16 protein-coding genes are annotated in these 17,706 nt (G+C 70.1%); 10 read left to right on the top strand and 6 right to left on the bottom strand.

Going from position 1 to position 17,706, the window contains the following annotated elements:
* Positions 1 to 92 precede the first annotated feature (92 nt).
* From BLW00_RS07475 to BLW00_RS07490, 4 genes are all read right to left on the bottom strand, one after another.
* Positions 93 to 1,361, bottom strand: coding sequence for an RNA polymerase sigma factor (locus BLW00_RS07475; RefSeq protein ID WP_092551262.1), 1,269 nt, complete (start codon positions 1,359 to 1,361; stop codon positions 93 to 95).
* 5 nt (positions 1,362 to 1,366) lie between these two features.
* Complete coding sequence (locus BLW00_RS07480) at positions 1,367 to 1,789, bottom strand: YciI family protein (RefSeq protein WP_092551265.1); 423 nt, start codon at positions 1,787 to 1,789, stop codon at positions 1,367 to 1,369.
* Positions 1,790 to 1,894: 105 nt separating this feature from the next.
* A complete protein-coding gene (locus BLW00_RS07485) occupies positions 1,895 to 2,362 on the bottom strand; it encodes an NUDIX hydrolase (RefSeq protein ID WP_092551268.1) in 468 nt (155 codons plus the stop codon).
* Between the two features lie 34 nt (positions 2,363 to 2,396).
* Complete coding sequence (locus BLW00_RS07490) at positions 2,397 to 2,786, bottom strand: hypothetical protein (protein ID WP_092551271.1); 390 nt, start codon at positions 2,784 to 2,786, stop codon at positions 2,397 to 2,399.
* 238 nt (positions 2,787 to 3,024) lie between these two features.
* On the opposite strand from BLW00_RS07490, the gene BLW00_RS07495 reads away from it, so the two are divergent.
* On the top strand, positions 3,025 to 3,981 hold the full coding sequence (locus BLW00_RS07495) for a cell wall-binding repeat-containing protein (RefSeq protein ID WP_175494177.1): 957 nt from the start codon (positions 3,025 to 3,027) through the stop codon (positions 3,979 to 3,981).
* A 69-nt stretch (positions 3,982 to 4,050) separates the two neighbouring features.
* Here the strand turns inward: BLW00_RS07495 and purF are convergent, their stop codons facing one another.
* Positions 4,051 to 5,508 (bottom strand): amidophosphoribosyltransferase, encoded by a 1,458-nt coding sequence (gene purF / locus BLW00_RS07500; protein WP_092551277.1) that lies wholly within the window; start codon positions 5,506 to 5,508, stop codon positions 4,051 to 4,053.
* A gap of 178 nt (positions 5,509 to 5,686) precedes the next feature.
* On the opposite strand from purF, the gene BLW00_RS07505 reads away from it, so the two are divergent.
* The 9 genes from BLW00_RS07505 (at position 5,687) to BLW00_RS07545 (ending at position 17,066) form a co-directional block, all read left to right on the top strand.
* Positions 5,687 to 6,943 (top strand): efflux RND transporter periplasmic adaptor subunit, encoded by a 1,257-nt coding sequence (locus BLW00_RS07505; protein WP_092551281.1) that lies wholly within the window; start codon positions 5,687 to 5,689, stop codon positions 6,941 to 6,943.
* A complete protein-coding gene (locus BLW00_RS07510) occupies positions 6,936 to 7,694 on the top strand; it encodes an ABC transporter ATP-binding protein (protein WP_092551284.1) in 759 nt (252 codons plus the stop codon). Before BLW00_RS07505 ends, BLW00_RS07510 begins: the two co-directional genes overlap by 8 nt.
* The gene (locus tag BLW00_RS07515) at positions 7,691 to 8,923 is read left to right on the top strand and encodes an ABC transporter permease (RefSeq protein WP_092551287.1); all 1,233 of its coding nucleotides are present in this window, start codon (positions 7,691 to 7,693) and stop codon (positions 8,921 to 8,923) included. The genes BLW00_RS07510 and BLW00_RS07515 overlap by 4 nt, the downstream gene beginning before the upstream one ends.
* Before the next feature lie 36 nt (positions 8,924 to 8,959).
* The gene (locus BLW00_RS07520) at positions 8,960 to 9,907 is read left to right on the top strand and encodes a DUF5666 domain-containing protein (protein ID WP_092551290.1); all 948 of its coding nucleotides are present in this window, start codon (positions 8,960 to 8,962) and stop codon (positions 9,905 to 9,907) included.
* The gene (locus tag BLW00_RS07525) at positions 9,907 to 12,012 is read left to right on the top strand and encodes an efflux RND transporter periplasmic adaptor subunit (RefSeq protein WP_175494178.1); all 2,106 of its coding nucleotides are present in this window, start codon (positions 9,907 to 9,909) and stop codon (positions 12,010 to 12,012) included. Before BLW00_RS07520 ends, BLW00_RS07525 begins: the two co-directional genes overlap by 1 nt.
* 103 nt (positions 12,013 to 12,115) lie before the next feature.
* Positions 12,116 to 12,910, top strand: coding sequence for an SDR family NAD(P)-dependent oxidoreductase (locus tag BLW00_RS07530; RefSeq protein ID WP_092551296.1), 795 nt, complete (start codon positions 12,116 to 12,118; stop codon positions 12,908 to 12,910).
* A gap of 165 nt (positions 12,911 to 13,075) precedes the next feature.
* Entirely contained in the window at positions 13,076 to 15,466 is a 2,391-nt protein-coding gene (locus BLW00_RS07535; RefSeq protein ID WP_092551299.1) for a cell wall-binding repeat-containing protein, read from the top strand.
* A gap of 79 nt (positions 15,467 to 15,545) precedes the next feature.
* Complete coding sequence (gene purM, locus BLW00_RS07540) at positions 15,546 to 16,649, top strand: phosphoribosylformylglycinamidine cyclo-ligase (RefSeq protein ID WP_092551302.1); 1,104 nt, start codon at positions 15,546 to 15,548, stop codon at positions 16,647 to 16,649.
* Between the two features lie 30 nt (positions 16,650 to 16,679).
* A complete protein-coding gene (locus tag BLW00_RS07545) occupies positions 16,680 to 17,066 on the top strand; it encodes a hypothetical protein (RefSeq protein ID WP_175494179.1) in 387 nt (128 codons plus the stop codon).
* Between the two features lie 2 nt (positions 17,067 to 17,068).
* Here BLW00_RS07545 and BLW00_RS07550 read toward each other — a convergent pair whose 3' ends face one another.
* On the bottom strand, positions 17,069 to 17,650 hold the full coding sequence (locus BLW00_RS07550) for a TetR/AcrR family transcriptional regulator (RefSeq protein WP_245741365.1): 582 nt from the start codon (positions 17,648 to 17,650) through the stop codon (positions 17,069 to 17,071).
* Between the last annotated feature and the right edge of the window lie 56 nt (positions 17,651 to 17,706).

The following is a 17,706-nucleotide window of genomic DNA, read 5'->3' on the forward strand; positions in this document are numbered from 1 at the left end:
GGTCGACGCACGAAGGCAGGCGGTCACCCACCGTTGTACATCGTTGTAAAAGGAGGTTTGCACAACGTTGTAAAGAGGTCAAGAGGGGATGTTCAGCCCAGTGCCGCCGCCTTGTCCCGCAGCACCTGGCGTTCACGGGCGTTCGCGGCGAGGCCGGCCGCGGTCGTCAGCTCCGAGCGCGCCTCCGCGAGGCGGCCGAGGCGGGCGAGGAGCTCGCCCCGCACGCTCGGCAGCAGGTGCGAACCGCGCAGAGCGCCGGAGGCCGCGATCTCGTCCACGATGCGCAGACCGGATGCCGGCCCGACGGCCATCGACACCGCAACGGCCCGATTCAGGTCCACCACCGGGTTCGGCGCCAGACGGCCGAGGGCCTCGTAGAGAAGCACGATCCGTTCCCAGTCGGTCTCGTCGACCGAGGGTGCCACCGCATGGCACTCGGCGATCGCCGCCTGCAGCGCGTACGGCCCGCGCCCCCGTCCGAGCTCATCGGCCCGTGCCAGCGCCGCGACGCCTCGGCCGATCTGGGCGCGATCCCAGCGCGAGCGGTCCTGATCCGCCAGCAGCACCGGACTGCCGTCGGATCGCGTCCGTGCACCGAAACGCGACGCCTGGAACTCCATCAGCGCCACCAGCGCGTGCGCCTCCGCCTCACGCGGCACCAGCCCCGCCACCACGCGGCCGAGCCGGAGGGCCTCGAGGGCGAGCTCGGCGCGCATCCAGCGGTCTCCGGATGTCGCGGAGTACCCCTCGGTGAAGATCAGGTACACCACCCCCAACACCGACCCCAGCCGGGCCGACCACTCGCTCGGACCGGGCGTCTCGAACGGGGTCTTCGCGGCGGCGAGGGTCTTTTTGGCGCGCACGATCCGCTGCTGCACGGTCGCCACCGGAACGAGGAAGAGGCGCGCGATCTCTTCGGTGCTGAGTCCGCCGACCACGCGTAGCGTGAGCGCGACCTGCGCCTCGCGGCCGAGCACGGGGTGGCAGGCGGTGAACACCAGGCGCAGCACGTCGTCGTCGATCGCCTCGCCGCTGTCGGCCGCGCCGCCGTGTTCGTCGAGCCCGTGAGCCAGGGCGCGGTACCGGTCGTCGAGGCGCTCGCGTCGTCGCCAGCCGTCGATGGCCTTGCGCTTTGCGACGGCGGTGAGCCACGCGCCGGGGTTCTGCGGAACGCCCGTCGACGGCCACTGCGCGAGAGCGTCGACCACAGCCTCCTGTGCCAGGTCTTCGGCCCAGGCGAAGTCGCCGGTCACCTTCGCGAGTGTGGCGACGATGCGGGCGCTCTCGATGCGCCAGACGGCGTCGACGGTGCGGCGGATGCCTGCCCCGTCGACGCCTGGCGTCGCCGCGTCGGCGTTCATGGCGCTCAGCCCAGCGCGCCCTCGCCGCGCCACTCCTTCTCCTTCTGGATGTACTCGTTGTCGGCGAAGTCGGCGAAGTCGCTCTCGTCGGTGATGCGGCGCACCTCGAGCTTCGAGCCCGGTCCGAGCGGAGCCCGGCTCGCCCACTGGGCGGCTTCCTCGCGCGAGGACACGTCGACGATCCAGAACCCGTTGAACAGTTCGTGCACCTCGCCGTAGGGGCCGTCGGTGATGACGGGGGTCTCGGAGCTGAAGTCGACAACGAACCCCTCGGCGGCATCCGTCAGTCCGTCGCCGCCGATCAGCACGCCGGCCTTGATCATCGACTCGTTGTAGGCGCCCATCGCGTTGATGATCTCCTCGAAGTCCGTCGTCTTCGACGCCTCGATGGCCTCCGCGGTGCTGCGCATGATCAGCATGTACTTCATGGTGTCTCTCCTCGTGTCGGCGGGGCTCTTTTCGACCCCTTCTGCTCAGGCGTCGAACGGGAGCGACCGGGATCGACATCGCTCCCCAGAATTCTTTCCAGTCTTTCAGGACTCGAAGCGCGTGGCCCTCTCCTCGTCGAGGGCGTAGCGGATGCGCGCCCGCATGTCGGGTGACATCTCCGGAAGGTCGGCGGGGGCGAACCAGCGTGCCTCCGTGTTCTCGCCGTCGGCGGGGAAGGGGTCGCCCGACTCGTAGCGCATGCGGAAGGTGAGGTCGAGGTACTGCGACTGGTCGCCGTTGGGGTAAGTGACCATCGGGATCGTGTGCACCCAGGCCAGGTGCACCGGATGCGCCACGACGTCTGCCTCCTCCAGCACTTCGCGTGCGGCCGCCACGGCGGGTTCTTCGCCCGGGTCGACGATGCCGGTCACGGGGGTCCACGCCCCGGTGTCGCTGCGCCGCACCAGCAGGAGGTCGTCGCCGCGGGTCACGACGGCGGTGATGCCGGTGAGCCATAGCGGAGCGTGCCCGATCTTCTCGCGGAGGGCCAGAACGAAGTCGGGGGTCGGCATGATCCGAGCCTATCGAGCCGCCCCGACGCTGCGGCTAGGCGGCAGCGTGCAGCTTGATCCACACCACGCTGACGAGCCGCCCGGTGAAGTCGACGGTCACCGAGGCGGTGGGCTGGCCGTCGCGGCTGAGCACGAGACCGGCCTGACTGCCGACAGGGCGCTCGGCCACCACGACGCCGGCGCGCGGCGCCATCCCGTGCCGCAACAACGCCCCCGCTTCGTAGACGCCCTTCACGACCTTGATCGTCGGATGCGCTGGCTCGCCGGCCTCCACCACCACGGCGACGTCGGGGTCGAGCAGCGCCCCGAGCCTTACTTCGTCGCCGCTCTGGGCGGCGGCGCTGAAGCTGTGCACGGCTTTGACGTGGTTCGGTCGGGCGACCCATTCCCACACGGTCTGCCACAGCGATGGGCTGCCTGCCACCCTTTCCCCGCTGCTGAAGTAATTCCTGTTCCCGCCTCGGTCGGATGCTCTCATGCCCATAAAGACCGGATCAGTGACGCGAATGTGACGTCTCCCCGCGCTTGCTTAATTAAATGATGTAAACTCAACTATGAGATTTCGGAGAACTACATCACTAGGTCTCGCATCGGCGCTGCTGGTTGCGGCTTTCATCGGCACCGTGTCGGGGCCGACCGCGGCCGCCTTTCCTCTGGGCGGGGTGACGAAGAACGTCCCTGAAACGTGCCCGGGACAGATTCATGACAACGACACGGGCGTTGAAAGGATTGCCGGCGCCGATCGGTACGCCGTGTCGGCGGCGATTTCAGCCCGCACGTTCGCACCGGGAGTGCGAGTCGCCTACATCGTCAGTGGCGCGACCTTCCCTGATGCGCTCTCGGCTTCCGCAGCCGCTGGAGTCGTCGGCAGCCCGGTATTGCTCGTGGCGCCGGATTCGATCCCGAAGGAGGTCGCCGATGAGTTGAAGCGACTCAAACCGAGCGACATCATCATCGTGGGTGGGCCGGCATCAGTCAGTCCGGCAGTTGAAAGTAGCCTCAAGGGTTTTGCATCCGCAGTCCAACGTTTCGGGGGTGCTGACCGATATGAGGTCTCGGCGAACGTCCTCAAAGGCATCTTCAACATCGGTTCCGACAAGCTCTATGTCGCTTCCGGGGCAGGATTTGCCGACGCGCTCGCGGGGGCCGCGGCCGCGGGAGCGGTTGGTGGACCCGTTGCTCTCGTCACGAAGGACGATGTACCAGCGGGAGTCGACTACTTCTTCCTTCTGCGGACACCGAGAAGGATCGCCCTCCTCGGTGGAACGGATTCGGTGTCGAATTCGGTCGCCCTGGAATTGGGTGAGACGGCCCGAACCAATCGGCTCGCTGGGGCGGACCGTTTCGAAGTCGCCGCGAAGGTGAGCTCCGACCTGTTCTGTGCCGAGACCCATACCGTCTATATCGCTTCGGGAACGACCTTCCCTGATGCACTGTCCGGTTCGGCGGCCGCCATCAAGAATGGCGGACCGATGCTCCTCGTGACCCGTGACGGCATCCCGGCGCCGATTGCCGCCGAGTTGCGGCGAATCGGGCCCGCGCACATCGTCGTTCTCGGGGGAACGGCGACGATATCCGAGGCAGTGGTAACCGAACTCGAGGGATACCTCGCCCACTGATGTGGTCTGTGGTGGCGATGGTGTGGTGGGTCCCGGGAAGCTGACGGGCCGCAGCGCGCGGCAGCACCGTCAGCTCAGCTGATTGCGCTCCACCCACGCCAGATACTCCGGCGTCACCGTCCCGGTCACGTACTCGCCCGTGAAGCAGCTCATCTCCAGGTCGGTGATGTCAGACCCGAGCGTGATGGCACGACGCATGTCCTCGACCTCCTGGTAGATCAGGTGGTCGGCGCCGATGGCCTGCGCGATCTCGGGGATCTTGCGGTCGTGCGCCACGAGCTCGTGCCGCGACGGCATGTTGATGCCGTACACGTGCGGATACCGCACCGGGGGAGCGGCCGACGCGAACGTCACCTTGTTCGCCCCGGCGGCCCGCGCCATGTCCACGATCTCCTTCGACGTGGTGCCCCGCACGATCGAGTCGTCGACGATGAGGATGTTCTTGCCCTTGAACTCGCTCGACATCGCGTTCAGCTTCTGCCGCACGGACTTCTTGCGTGCCGCCTGCCCGGGCATGATGAACGTGCGCCCCACATAGCGGTTCTTGTAGAACCCCTCGCGGTACTCGACACCGAGCTTCTGGGCCACCTGCATGGCGGCCGGCCGCGACGAATCCGGAATCGGCATCACCACATCGATGTCGCCCATCGGCGTGTAGCGCGCCACGGTGTCGGCGAGGTAGTTGCCGAGCCGCAGCCGCGCTTCGTACACCGAGATGCCCGACATCACCGAGTCCGGGCGGGCCAGGTAGACGTATTCGAACGAGCACGGCACCAGCACCGGGTTCGGCGCGCACTGCTTCGTGATCAGCTCGCCGTCGAGCGTGATGAACACGGCCTCCCCGGGCGCGACATCCCGCAGCACCGTGTAGCCGAGGCTCTCCATCACGAGCGACTCGGATGCCACCACGTACTCCATCTGGCCGTTCTCGAGCAGACGGCTGCCGATGGTGAGCGGCCGGATGCCGAACGGATCGCGGAAGGCCAGCAACCCGTGCCCCGCGATCATCGCGATCGCCGCGTAGGAGCCCTCGACCCGCTCGTGCACGCGGGAGACGGCGGTGAAGATCTGGTCGGGATCGAGTGACAGGCCCGAGACCTGCGACTGCAGCTCGTTGGCGAAGATGTTGAGCAGCAACTCGGTGTCGGAGTCGGTGTTGAGGTGCCGGCGGTCGATGTTGTAGAGCTCGCTGGTGAGCTCACGCGTGTTCGTGAGATTGCCGTTGTGCACGAGGATGATGCCGTAGGGCGCGTTCACGTAGAACGGCTGCGCCTCCTGCTCCTGCGAGGCCGAGCCGCGCGTGGCATAGCGAACGTGCCCGAGGCCCATGGTGCCGAGCAGCGACCGCATGTCACGGGTGCGGAAGCCCTCCCGCACCTGGCCCTTCGCCTTCACGATGTGGAAGGTGCTGCCCTCGGCGGTGGCGATGCCCGTCGAATCCTGACCGCGGTGCTGGAGCAGCAGGAGCGAGTCGTAGACGAGTTGGTTGACCGGGTCTGACGAGACGATGCCCACGATGCCGCACATTGCATCGATTCTACCGTGCCGAGCGCACCCCAGGGCCGCCAAGAACCCGCCGACCAATGGGAGCCGGCCATCTTCATAGGAACGCCCAAGGTTCACGCAAGACCGCTGATAAGCCCGCTTCCTACGCTCGACGCGTCCGGTACCCGGCCTGGGCCACCCACAGCCGTCGAGGGAGAACATGAAGATCACCGCATTCGTCAAACGCATACGTCTACGCACCTGGATCATCGGTGGCGCCATCGGGGTCGTCGTGATCGGCGGCGGCGCCACCTGGGCGGCCCTGTCGCTCTCGGCCTCGTCGGCTCAAGCGCAGACCGAACCGGCGTCGACCAGTGTCGCCGCGTCGCTCGAGACCCTCGAGAAGACGGTCGACGCGTCGGGCACTCTCGCCCCCGCCGTCGACGAAGACGTGGATTTCGCGGTCGCCGGCACGGTCACCGCGGTGAACGTCACGGCCGGGTCGACAGTGACGGCCGGTGACGTACTCGCCACCGTCGACACGCTCACCGTGCAGTCCGAGCAGCTGTCGGCGCAGGCGACGCTCGCCACGGCACAGGCCACCCTCTCGTCGGCGCAGGCCGACGACGACGGCTCCGACGCCTCGGCGGCGCAGATCGCCTCCGACGAGGCGGCCGTCGCAGTGGCGCAGGCCGCTGCCGACAAGGCCGCCGCGGCGGTGAGCGGAGCCACGCTCACCGCGCCCGTCTCGGGACTCGTCACGGCGGTGAACCTCGAGGTCGGTGACACCGTCACCGGCAGTTCGAGTGGCTCGAGCGGCGCGGGAGCGGGCGCCGGATCCGGTGCCGACACCGGCACCTCGACCGCCCAGTTCACCATCGTGGGCACCGACTCCTGGCAGGTCTCGCTCTCGGTGGGGGAGACGGATGTGCCGAACGTCGCATCCGGAGACCAGGTGGAGTTCTCGACCGACGACGGAGCGTCCTTCTTCGGCACCGTGAGTTCGGTGGGGCTGCTGCCCTCGACCACCTCGGGGGCGGCCGCCTATCCCGTCACCGTGGCTGTGACGGGGTCGCCCGAAGGCCTGCACGACGGGATCTCGGTCACCGCGAAGATCGTCTACGAGCGCCGCACGGATGTGCTCACCGTGCCGAGCGCGGCCGTGACCACGGCAGACGACGGCACGACGAGCGTCACCGTGGTCGACGCCGACGGAAACGAGACCACGAAGTCGGTGACCGTGGGCGAGACGGTCGGCACCTTGACCGAGATCACGGAGGGGCTCGCGGAGGGCGACCTCGTGAAGGTGACGGTGTTCACCCCGAGCGGCAACGGCGGTTCGGGCGGCGGAACGGGCCAGTTCCCCGGCGGCGGGCAGCTGCCGGACGGTTTCGATCCGAGTCAGCTCCCGAGCGGCGTCCAGCTGCCGGACGGTTTCGATCCGAGCCAGTTCGGCGGGGCGGCGACCCGTGGCTGAGCGCGCATCGGATCTCGTCGTCTCGTCCACGGCGCCGGAGCACGCATCCGGGCCGGTCATCCAGCTCAGCGCGGCGCGCAAGCTCTATCGTTCCGGAACGATCGAGTTCGAAGCCCTGCGGGGGGTCGACCTCGCCATCACGGAGGGCGAGTACGTCGCCATCATGGGGCCGTCGGGTTCGGGCAAGTCGACCCTGATGAACGTGCTGGGCTGTCTCGACACCCTCACCTCCGGCAGCTACCGACTGGCCGGCGACGACGTCGACGATCTCGACGAAGCGGAGCTCGCCGCCATCCGCAACGAGCGGATCGGCTTCGTGTTCCAGCAGTTCAACCTGCTGCCCTCGCTTCCGGCCTGGCGCAACGTCGAGCTGCCGTTGATCTACGGCCGGGTGCCCGCCGCCGAGCGGCGGGAGCGGGCCCAGCGGGCGCTGGACCGGGTGGGGCTGGCCGATCGTTACGACAACAGGCCGGGCGAGCTGTCGGGCGGGCAGCAGCAGCGCGTGGCGGTCGCGCGGGCGCTGGTCGGCGAACCGACCCTCATCCTCGCCGACGAACCCACCGGCAACCTCGACTCGGTCTCGACCGAGGACGTGCTCGGTCTCTTCGACGAACTCCACGAGCTGGGTCGCACGATCGTGCTGATCACGCACGAGAGCGAGGTCGCCGAGCGCGCCCGGCGCGTCGTGCGGGTGCGTGACGGACTGCTGCTGCCCGGTCACGCCGAGATGGCCGAGGAGGTGCGCGCATGAACTGGACCGAGACGCTCCACACCAGCTGGGCCGCCGTGCGCTCGCACTCGCTGCGGTCGCTCCTGACCGTGCTCGGCATCCTGATCGGGATCGCGGCGGTGATCCTCACCGTCGGGCTCGGCCTCGGCACGCAGAAGGACGTGAGTTCGCAGATCAGCTCGCTCGGCAGCAATCTGCTCATCGTCTCGCCCGGATCGAGCACCGACAGCTCGGGCCTTCGGGGCGGCTTCGGAACCGGCGCGACCCTCACGACCGCCGATGCCGAGGCGCTCGGCTCCTCGGTCAACGCGCCCGACATCGCGGGCGTCGCCGCCGAGAAGTCGACCTCGCTCTCGTTGGAGGCGGGTGATGCGAACTGGACCACGACGGTCACCGGAACCACACCGTCCTGGCTCGACGTGCGGTCGCGAGAGCTGCTGGCCGGAGAGTTCATCGACGACGACGACCAGGTGTCTGCGGCATCCGTCGTCGTGCTCGGTTCGGAGACGGCCACCGAGCTGTTCGGAACCACCAACGTGGTGGGACGGTCGGTGACCGTCGACGGGCGCAGCTTCGAGGTGATCGGCGTGCTCGCCTCGGCCGGTTCTGACTCCTCGTCGAACCTCGACGACGTCGCGATCGTGCCGCTCTCCACGGCGGCCAGCCAATTGGTCGGCGGCGCGGGCGGTGACACGGTGTCGACCATCTACCTCAAGGCGGCGTCCGACGATCAGCTGTCGGCGGCCTACCAGGAGGCGCAATCGGTGCTGCTCAACCTGCACGGCATCTCGAACAGCGACTCGGCCGACTTCACCATCAGCAGCCAGGATGCGCTCGTCGACACCGCGACCTCCATCTACCGCACGCTCACCGTGCTCCTCACCGGCATCGCGGCCCTCTCGCTCCTCGTGGGAGGGATCGGCGTGATGAACATCATGCTGGTGTCGGTCACCGAGCGCACCCGTGAGATCGGCCTGCGCAAAGCGCTCGGCGCGCCCCCGTGGGCCATTCGGCGGCAGTTCCTCGTCGAAGCCGCGATCCTCGGACTCTCGGGCGGGCTGCTCGGCGCCGTGCTCGGCATCGGCGCAGCCTTCGCCCTGCCCGGCGTGATCGGTTCGTCGATCGTCGTCTCGCCGGCGGCGGTCGGCCTGTCGATCGCCGTGGCCATCGGCATCGGGCTGGTGTTCGGCGTCTACCCGGCCACCCGGGCCGCGCGGTTGGCGCCCATCGACGCACTTCGCAGCGAGTGAACCCCCTTGTCCTCTCCCAGTAAGGAAGCAACCATCATGAAACGTCTCTCCACCTCCACCCGTCCTCGTTCCGCGCGTCTGGGAGTCGCACTCGGCGTCGCCGGATTGGCCGGCGTGCTCGCCCTCTCGGCGTGCTCGTCGTCGGGCGACGCGGCGACATCCGCGACCGGCGCACCGTCGACCGCTGCAGCGGGCGCACCGGTGGCGGGCGCTCCTGGGGGCGGCGGCGTCTCGGGCGAGATCGCCGCCATCTCCGGCAGCACGCTGCAGGTGCAGGACACCGACTCGCAGACCGCGGTCACCTACACCGCCGACACGGCGATCACCCGCACCGTCGAGGCCGCGCTCGCCGACGTGACCTCGGGGGTGTGTGTCACGGCGTTCACCGGGGGAATGCCGGCGAGTGACGGCGCCACCGATGACAGTGCCGATGACAGCGGCGCCGCGACATCCGTCATCATCAGCGCGGCCGTCGACGGTGACTGTGCGGCCGGCGCCTTCCCGGGCGGTGGCAGCGGGTTCGGGGGAGGCGCCCCGCCCACCGATCTGCCGGAGGGAATGACACCGCCCACCGACATGCCCGAGGGAATGACCCCGCCGACCGACATTCCCGACGGGGCGATGCCGACCGGCGCGCCGGGCGCCGGCGGCTTCGGCGGCCTGACGACCGGACTCGTCACGGCGGTCTCGGGCACCGGATTCACGGTGCAGGCCACCGACGCGGAGGGCACGGCCTCGACCGAGGACGTGACCGTCGACGATTCCACCACCTTCACCCGCACCGAGACGACCGACGCGTCATCGCTCGTCGTGGGCGCCTGCGTCACAGCGATGGGGGAGGCCGACGACAAGGGCACGGTCACCGCGACCACGCTCGCGGTCTCCGCCGCGGGTGACGACGGATGCTCGACCGGATTCGGTCGGCCCGGCGCCGGCGGTGGCCGCGGGCCCGCCGGTTCGGCCACCACCGGAAGCGGCAGCTGATGGTCCGCCGCACACCCCGCCCCGCACCCGACGCCGAGCCGGAGGCCACCACGCTCTCCTCGACCGGTAGCACAGCCGGGTCCGACGTGACGTCGTCGGCCGGATCCGGCGCTGCCCGCCCGCTCTCGCCCAAGCGACTCGCCGCGCGACGACGGCGCACCAAGCGCATCCTCGCCGTCACCATCACCACCGTCGTGCTCTGCGCGTTCGGTGGGGGAGCGGTCTTCGCTCTCACCCGCGGCGCGGGCGCCGACTACCGCACCGCAACGGCCGAGAACGGCACGGTCGACCAGGAGCTCTCGCTGAGCGGCACGGTCGCGTCGGTCACGCGACGCGACCAGGCGTTCCAGGTCGGCGGAACCGTGAACGGCGTGTCGGTGAAGGTCGGTGACACGGTCACGGCGGGGCAACAGCTCGCGACGCTCGACACCGGCGACCTGCAGGACGCGGTCGATTCCGCTCAAGACGACGTGACGAGCGCCGAGGAGCGGCTCGCCGACGACCTCGAGACCCAGGCCTCGGGCGGATCGTCGAGTTCGGCGAGCGCCCTGCCCGACACCGGCGCCACCGGGAGCGTGCCCGATGGCATGACGGCGCCGGATGCGGGCGGAACGGGCACGGCGCCCGGCGGCACGGCACCCGGGGGAAGCGATCCCGGCACCGGAGATCCCGGCACCGGAAACCCGGGAACCGGCGGCCCCGACCAGGCAGCCATCCAGGCGGCGGTCGACGCGGTCACCGCGGCGCAACAGGCTCTGCTCGCCCAGTACGCGACGGCGTCGGCGGCCCTGGCCACCACGCAGGAGACGATCGCCGCTTCGGACGAGACCTGCCGGCCCTTCCTCGAGGCGACGATCGACGAGGTGACGGCCGGTGGCGGCGACGGCACCGATCAGGGCACCGGCGGCACGGACGGAACCGACGGCAGCACCGACGGCACCGACACGGCCGGCGGAGACCCCGCATCCGGAGCCGGCCAGGCCGCCCTCGACGCCATCAAAGCCGATCTGGCCGCCTGCCAGTCGGCGATCACCGAGGTCCAGACCGAGCAGTCCCAGGTGAACGACGCGCAGTCGGCCCTGACGCCCCTCATGGATCAGCTCGATGCCGCCGTCACCGCTCTCCAAGCGGCGGTGGCCGGCACATCGACCTCCGGCACCGATACCCCGGCTCCCACCGCCACGCCCGCCCCCACGGCCGACGCGGCAGCCTCCGTCTCCGGTCGCGGCACCGGGGGCGCGACGATCGTTCTGGCCTCGTCGGTGACCTCCCTCGCCAGCGCACCCACCGCCACGACGCCCGACGCGGGCTCAGGCGGCGCGGGAGTCGGAGCGTCCACCACCATCACCGCCGAGACCATCGTCGCCGACCAGGCGCAGATCGATCTCGCCACGTCGAAGCTCGCCCTCGCCCAGCAGCAGCTGGCGATGGCGACGCTCACCAGCCCGATCGCCGGCACGGTCGCGGCGGTCGGCCTGTCCGCGGGCGACACCGTCACCGCGGGTTCCACGACCGCCGTCGTGTCGATCATCGGCGACGACGGATTCGTGGTGGAGTCCACCGTGACCCTCGCGAAGGTGGGCGCCCTGGCACCGGGCCAGACGGCTTCGATCGAGCTGCCGAGCACCGGCACCTCCGTCACGGGCACCGTCGGCGCCATCGGTGTGCTCAACGTCTCCGAGGACTCGTCGACCCCGAGCTACCAGGTCACCATCGACCTCGACCCCACGGATGCGCAGCTCCTGAACGGCGCATCGGCCCAGGTCACCGTCGCCGTGGCCTCGCAGGGCGACGTGCTCACGGTGCCGACCTCGGCCGTGCACCGCGACGGCGCCGCCTACTCCGTCGACCTGCTCGTCGACGGGGCGCCACAGTCCACGCCGGTGGAGATCGGCGCGATGGGAGCGGAGCGCACCGAGATCACCTCCGGCCTGTCCGCCGGCGACACGGTGGTGCTGGCGGATGTCGGAGCAGCCGTGCCCGGCAGCGACTCCGAGTCGAGCGGCAGCGGTCTCTCCGGTCTCGGCGGCAGCAGCACCACGGTCACCGTGCCGGGCTCGGGCACGTTTCCGTCGTTCCCGCAAGAGGGCCCGCCCTCCAACTGACCGGTCGAGCTCGACGGGGCGCAGGGGCATGGCCGCCGTCGCGCGCCCGAACTAGCCTGGGGGTATCCCTCCGCCCCTCTCATTCCACCGAAGGATGACGCCCATGCAGATCGACCTCACCGGCAAGGTGGCCCTCGTCACAGGCTCCACCCAGGGCATCGGGCTCGCCATCGCGAAACAGCTCGCCGCCTCCGGAGCCGAGGTGGCGGTCAACGGGCGCACGGCCGAGAGCGTCGAGCGCGCCCGCATCGCGATCCTCGAGGCGCACCCGGCCTCCCGCATCACGCGTGCGGTGGGCGACGTCTCCGACGAGACCGAGGTGGCGCACCTCGTGGCGGCCCTGCCCGTGGTCGACATCCTCGTCAACAACCTCGGCATCTTCGGCGCCCAGCCGGCGCTCGAGATCAGCGACGACGAGTGGCGCCGCTACTTCGAGGTCAACGTGCTCTCGGCCGTGCGCCTCACCCGCGCCTACCTGCCGGGCATGACGGAGCGCGGCTGGGGGCGCATCCAATACATCGCGAGCGACTCGGCCGTCGTGACGCCGGTGGAGATGATCCATTACGGCGTCTCGAAGACCGCCCTGCTCGGCGTCTCCCGCGGCTTCGCCAAGACGGCGGCCGGATCGGGCGTCACCGTCAACTCCGTCATCGCCGGCCCGACGCACACCGAGGGGGTGGAGGACTTCGTCTACCAGCTGGTCTCCCGTGACCTGCCGTGGGAGCAGGCGCAGCGCGAGTTCATGCGCCTGCACCGCCCGCAGTCGCTGATCCAGCGCCTGATCGAACCGGAGGAGATCGCGAACATGGTCACCTACCTGGCATCCCCGTTCGCCTCGGCGACGACCGGTGGCGCGCTCCGTGTCGATGGCGGTTACGTCGACGCCATCCTCCCCTGACCCCGTCGCCCCGGACGCTTGCCGACCCGCTGCCGGCGGGGTGTCTCCTCGACACGCGGTGTGGATAGGATGTAGCCGATCCGAGCCGGGGGACTCGCGCGTCATCGCCGACGTCGACCCCGGAAGGCGACTCCCGCTCTCGGTCCTCACGACCGAGAGGCTCCTGTGTCCCGCAGAACCCGCCGCGCCAGCCTGCTGGGCGCTCTCACCGTCGCCGTCGTGCTCGGCGCATCCGTCTCCGTTCCGCTCGGTGCGCAGGCCGCACAGCTCAGTGACGCGGATGCCGCGGTGCTGGTGTCGACGGACGCGCCGACCGACCCGCAGCCCGAGCCCACGCCCGACTCGCCCGTCGTGATGGGCGACTACCCGCTCGAGGCCTACGCCGCCGACGCCGCGGTGCTGCCCGTCGAGCTCACCGAGGCGATCGAGTCCGACCTCGGCCTGACGCCTGAGCAGTACCTCGCTCAGGCCGAGGCCGCCGCGACCGCCGCCGACGTGGTCGACGAACTGAACGCATCCGGAACGCCGGTGCTGGCCTCGCGCATGGAGGGCGCACAGCTCGTGGTGACCGTCGGCTCCGAGGATGAGGTTCCGGCCGTCGAGGCCGTCGGCGCCACCGCCGAGGTCGGCGCGGCTGCCGAGCGCACCGCCGGGCCCACCGACCTCGCGTTCCTCAAAGACCTCGTCGGTGGCCAGGGCTACTACACGCCGGTCGGCGACGGCGGTTATCTGTGTTCCGTCGGCTTCAGTGGCCGCAGCACGACGAACTCGACCGCCCAGTTCCTGACCGCCGGGCACTGCTACGAACCGAACACCGGTTCGGGCGGCAACGTCTACGAACTCGTGCAGTCGAGCCCCGGCTCACAGCCCAGCGGCGGCGCCTTCCTCGCCTCGCCCGTGAGCGGCTCCGCCTACCTCGGCAACGGTTACGACGCCAGTCTCTTCGCCACCGCCGGGGGCTGGACCCCGCGCCCCGCGGTCGGCACCTGGAACAACAACCAGGGCACCGTGACGTCGGGAACCCCGGTCACCGTGCGCGACTACACCAAGACCACGGTCGGCCAGGTCATCTGCAAGTCGGGCCGCACCACCGGCTGGACCTGCGGCACGGTGCAGGCCGTCGACCAGCAGGTCGGCGTCGACGGGAACTGGATCAACGCCTACGTCTCGAACATGTGCGCGCTGCACGGAGACAGTGGCGGATCGGTGCTCTCGGGCAACTACGCCGTCGGCCTCCTGTCGGCCGGCAACTACCAGGAGAGCTGCAACGAATCCGGCGCCGTGTCGGCCAGCGTTCCGATCGACTCGGTCCACGAATCCGTGCTCGACGTCGAGCCGAACTTCGAGTTCGCGGTGGAGGTCTCCAAGCCCACCAGCACCACGATCGGCGGCGGGGTGCCGCTCTACCGCGGTAACCAGGCCACCGGCTACCTGCCCAACGGCGGCACCCGCTTCACCGTGCACCTCACCGTCGACGGCAGCCACGAGTACACGATCCCGGTGGCGGCCAACGCCACCTGGTCGGCGAACATCGCTCCCGACCTGTCCAACGGATCGCACAGCTTCAGCATGTATGCCAGCTACGGCACCGGTGTCGACAAGTCGGGCACCACGACGGGCACCTTCCAGGTGGCCACCAAGCCCGCGGTCGACCGCATCCAGGGCGCGAACCGCTTCGATGTGGCCGTCAACATCGCGAACCAGGCCTATCCCACCACGGCACCCGTCGTCTACGTGGCCACCGGCCTCAACTACCCGGATGCGCTGAGCGCCGGCCCCGCCGCCGTGAAGCAGGGCGGCCCGCTGCTGCTGGTGTTGCCGGACAGCGTGCCGCAGAACGTCGCCGACAAGATCGCCTCGCTCGACCCCGACCGGGTCGTGATCGTGGGCGGACCGGTGTCGGTCAACTCCTCGGTGGAGAAGACCCTGAAGAACCTGGTGCCCGAGGCGTCGGTCGAGCGGATCTCCGGCGCCGACCGCTACGAGGCTAGCCGCAACGTCGTCGAATCGGCGTTCGCCACCGGCTCTGCGCACGCCTACACCGCGACCGGTGCCAACTTCCCCGACGCCCTCTCCGCAGGGGGTGCCGCCGGATCGAAGGGCGAGCCCGTGACGTTGGTCTACGGCCCGGCGCCCGCAGCCGACAGCGCCACCATCTCGATGTTCACGACGCTCGGCACGAACTCGCTGACCGTCGTCGGCGGCACCAACTCGGTGTCGACCGGCCTCGAGAACTCGCTGCGCACCGGCATCCCGGCCACCGTGAACCGGGTGGCCGGAGCCGACCGCTTCCAGGCCTCGATCAACCTCAACCGCTCGGCCTTCACCTCGGCCACCACCGTCTACCTCGCCACGGGCCTCAACTTCCCCGACGCTCTCGCCGGTGGCGTGCTGGCCGGCAAGACCGACGGCCCGCTCTACGTGGTTCCCGGCGACTGCGTGCCACGCGGTGTGCTGGCGGATGTCGCCACCCTCGGTGCCACGAAGGTGACCCTGCTCGGCGGACCGAACTCGCTCAGCCCGGCCGTGCAGAACCTCGTCGCCTGCGCCTGGTGAGTCAGGAGTCGACCCGGGTGCGGTGCCGGATGCGCGGGCCGAGTCGGCGCATCCGGCCCGCGTCCGCGAGAATGGACGCATGAGCAACAGTTACGCCGCCGCCGGAGTCGACACCGAGGCGGGCGACCGCGCGGTCGAGTTGATGAAAGCGGCGGTGCAGCGCACCCACGGACCCGAGGTGCTGGGCGGGGTGGGCGGCTTCGCCGGTCTTTTCGACGCGTCGGCGCTCGCGGCCTACAAGCATCCGCTGCTCGCCACCTCGACCGACGGCGTCGGCACCAAGGTGGCCATCGCCCAGGCGCTCGACAAGCACGACACCATCGGGCAAGACCTGGTGGGCATGGTGGTCGACGACATCGTCGTGGTGGGTGCCAAGCCGCTGTTCATGACCGACTACATCGCCTGCGGTCGTGTCGTTCCCGAGCGCATCGCGACCATCGTCGCCGGCATCGCGCGGGCCTGCTCCGCGACCGGCACGGCGCTGGTCGGCGGCGAGACGGCCGAGCATCCGGGGCTCATGGGCGTCGACGACTACGACGTGGCCGGAGCCGCCGTCGGTGCGGTGGAAGCGGATGCCGTGCTCGGCGCCGAGCGGGTGCGCGACGGCGACGTGGTGCTCGCTTTGGCCTCGTCGGGGCTGCACTCCAACGGGTACTCGCTGGTGCGCAAGATCCTGGCGGATGCGGGGCTGGGTTACGCCGACCACTCCGACGAGTTCGGCGGCGTGGTCGGTGAGGTGCTGCTCGAACCCACCCGGCTCTACACCGGGCCGCTCGTGCGGGTGCTCGCGACACCGGCGCTCTCCGGCGCCATCCATTCCCTCTCGCACGTCACCGGTGGCGGCATCGCCGCGAACCTCGCGCGCGTGCTGCCCCGGGGCTCGTGGGTGGAGGTCGACCGCTCCACCTGGTCGCCCTCGCCCGTGTTCCGCGTGCTGTCGTCGATCGCGGGCGCCTCACTCGAGAGCAGCGAGGCCACCTGGAATCTCGGCATCGGCTTCTTCGCCGTCGTCTCGGCCGCCCAGGCGGCGGCCGTGACCGCGGCGATCGAGGCGGAAGGCATCCCCACCTGGCAGGTGGGCACGGTCTCGACCGCTCCGCGATCGTTCGACGGCTTCGAGCAGGGCGCCAAGGGCGTCGACGGCGGGGCCGTGCGCCTCGTCGGGGAGTACGCGGCCGGCTGATCGGGCCGGGCCGCGGGGGAGGACGAGCGGATGGCCGCACCGATCAGTTCGGAGGACGCGCTCGAACGCTGGGATCTGCTCGCTGCCGAACTCGGCGACCCGGCCATCAGCCGCTCTCGCATGATGGGCCGCCCCATCCTCACCCGCGAGGGCACGATGTTCGCCTGCCTCAACGGCGACAGCGTGGGCTTCAAGCTCGGTGCCGGCACTCCGGAGCACGACGGGGCGCTCGACGTTCCCGGGGCGGAGCTCTTCGACCCCTCGGGCAAGGGCCGCCCCTTCAAAGACTGGGTGAGCATCCCGCTCGCCGAGGCTGAGCAGTGGCTCCCGTTCGCGCAGTGCGCGGTGATGCATGTCGCCGGGTCGGAAGCCGGCTCGGAGTCGGAAGCCGAGTCCGGCTCGGCTCGCGGCGCCTGAGGCTAGGCGCGGAGTCCGGCCAGCAGCAGGCCGACCATGCGTTCGGCACGGGCCGACGCCTCGGCGCTCGAGCGCGGTCCGCTGTGGCAGAGGTCGGCCACGGCTCCCAGGAATTCTCCGGGCGCGACGGGGGCGATCCGCTCCCCGGCTGCCCGTGCCGACTCCAGCAGGCGGTTGAGCGTCGGCACGAGGCGGGTGGAGAAGGACACGGCGAGTGGCTCGTAGGCGGCGTCGCCCGAGTGCAAGGCCGCCGCGAGACCGCGCTTCGCCGCGACGAACTGGGTGTACCTCATGATCCAGCGGTCGAGGGCCTCGCCGGGCGGATAGGCGGCCTCGATCTCCAGGGCCGCGTCGACGCAGGCATCCATCTCGCGGCGGAACACCGCGGAGATGAGGTCGGATCGCTGAGGGAAGTGGCGGTAGAGGGTGCCCACCCCCACCCCGGCGCGTTCGGCGATGGCTCGAACGGGCGCGTCGACCCCTGACTCGGCGAACACGTCCTTGGCGGCATCGAGCAAGGCGTCGACGTTCTGGCGGGCGTCGGCGCGCATCCGTCGGGGTCCGGCGGTCTCGACAGGCGGCATTCGACGATCCTCTTGTAGCGGAACACTGTTCCAGGTATGGTGGAGCAGTAGCGGAA

Source organism: Herbiconiux ginsengi, assembly GCF_900107435.1.
Lineage (GTDB): Bacteria > Actinomycetota > Actinomycetes > Actinomycetales > Microbacteriaceae > Herbiconiux > Herbiconiux ginsengi.

Bases quoted from the DNA above. Each gene is read 5' to 3' on its own strand.
- BLW00_RS07475 (WP_092551262.1), bottom strand. From the start codon at position 1,361: ATGAACGCCGACGCGGCGACGCCAGGCGTCGACGGGGCAGGCATCCGC.
- BLW00_RS07480 (WP_092551265.1), bottom strand. From the start codon at position 1,789: ATGAAGTACATGCTGATCATGCGCAGCACCGCGGAGGCCATCGAGGCG.
- BLW00_RS07485 (WP_092551268.1), bottom strand. From the start codon at position 2,362: ATGCCGACCCCCGACTTCGTTCTGGCCCTCCGCGAGAAGATCGGGCAC.
- purF (WP_092551277.1), bottom strand. From the start codon at position 5,508: ATGTGCGGCATCGTGGGCATCGTCTCGTCAGACCCGGTCAACCAACTC.
- BLW00_RS07505 (WP_092551281.1), top strand. From the start codon at position 5,687: ATGAAGATCACCGCATTCGTCAAACGCATACGTCTACGCACCTGGATC.
- BLW00_RS07515 (WP_092551287.1), top strand. From the start codon at position 7,691: ATGAACTGGACCGAGACGCTCCACACCAGCTGGGCCGCCGTGCGCTCG.
- BLW00_RS07520 (WP_092551290.1), top strand. From the start codon at position 8,960: ATGAAACGTCTCTCCACCTCCACCCGTCCTCGTTCCGCGCGTCTGGGA.
- BLW00_RS07525 (WP_175494178.1), top strand. From the start codon at position 9,907: ATGGTCCGCCGCACACCCCGCCCCGCACCCGACGCCGAGCCGGAGGCC.
- BLW00_RS07530 (WP_092551296.1), top strand. From the start codon at position 12,116: ATGCAGATCGACCTCACCGGCAAGGTGGCCCTCGTCACAGGCTCCACC.
- purM (WP_092551302.1), top strand. From the start codon at position 15,546: ATGAGCAACAGTTACGCCGCCGCCGGAGTCGACACCGAGGCGGGCGAC.
- BLW00_RS07545 (WP_175494179.1), top strand. From the start codon at position 16,680: ATGGCCGCACCGATCAGTTCGGAGGACGCGCTCGAACGCTGGGATCTG.
- BLW00_RS07550 (WP_245741365.1), bottom strand. From the start codon at position 17,650: ATGCCGCCTGTCGAGACCGCCGGACCCCGACGGATGCGCGCCGACGCC.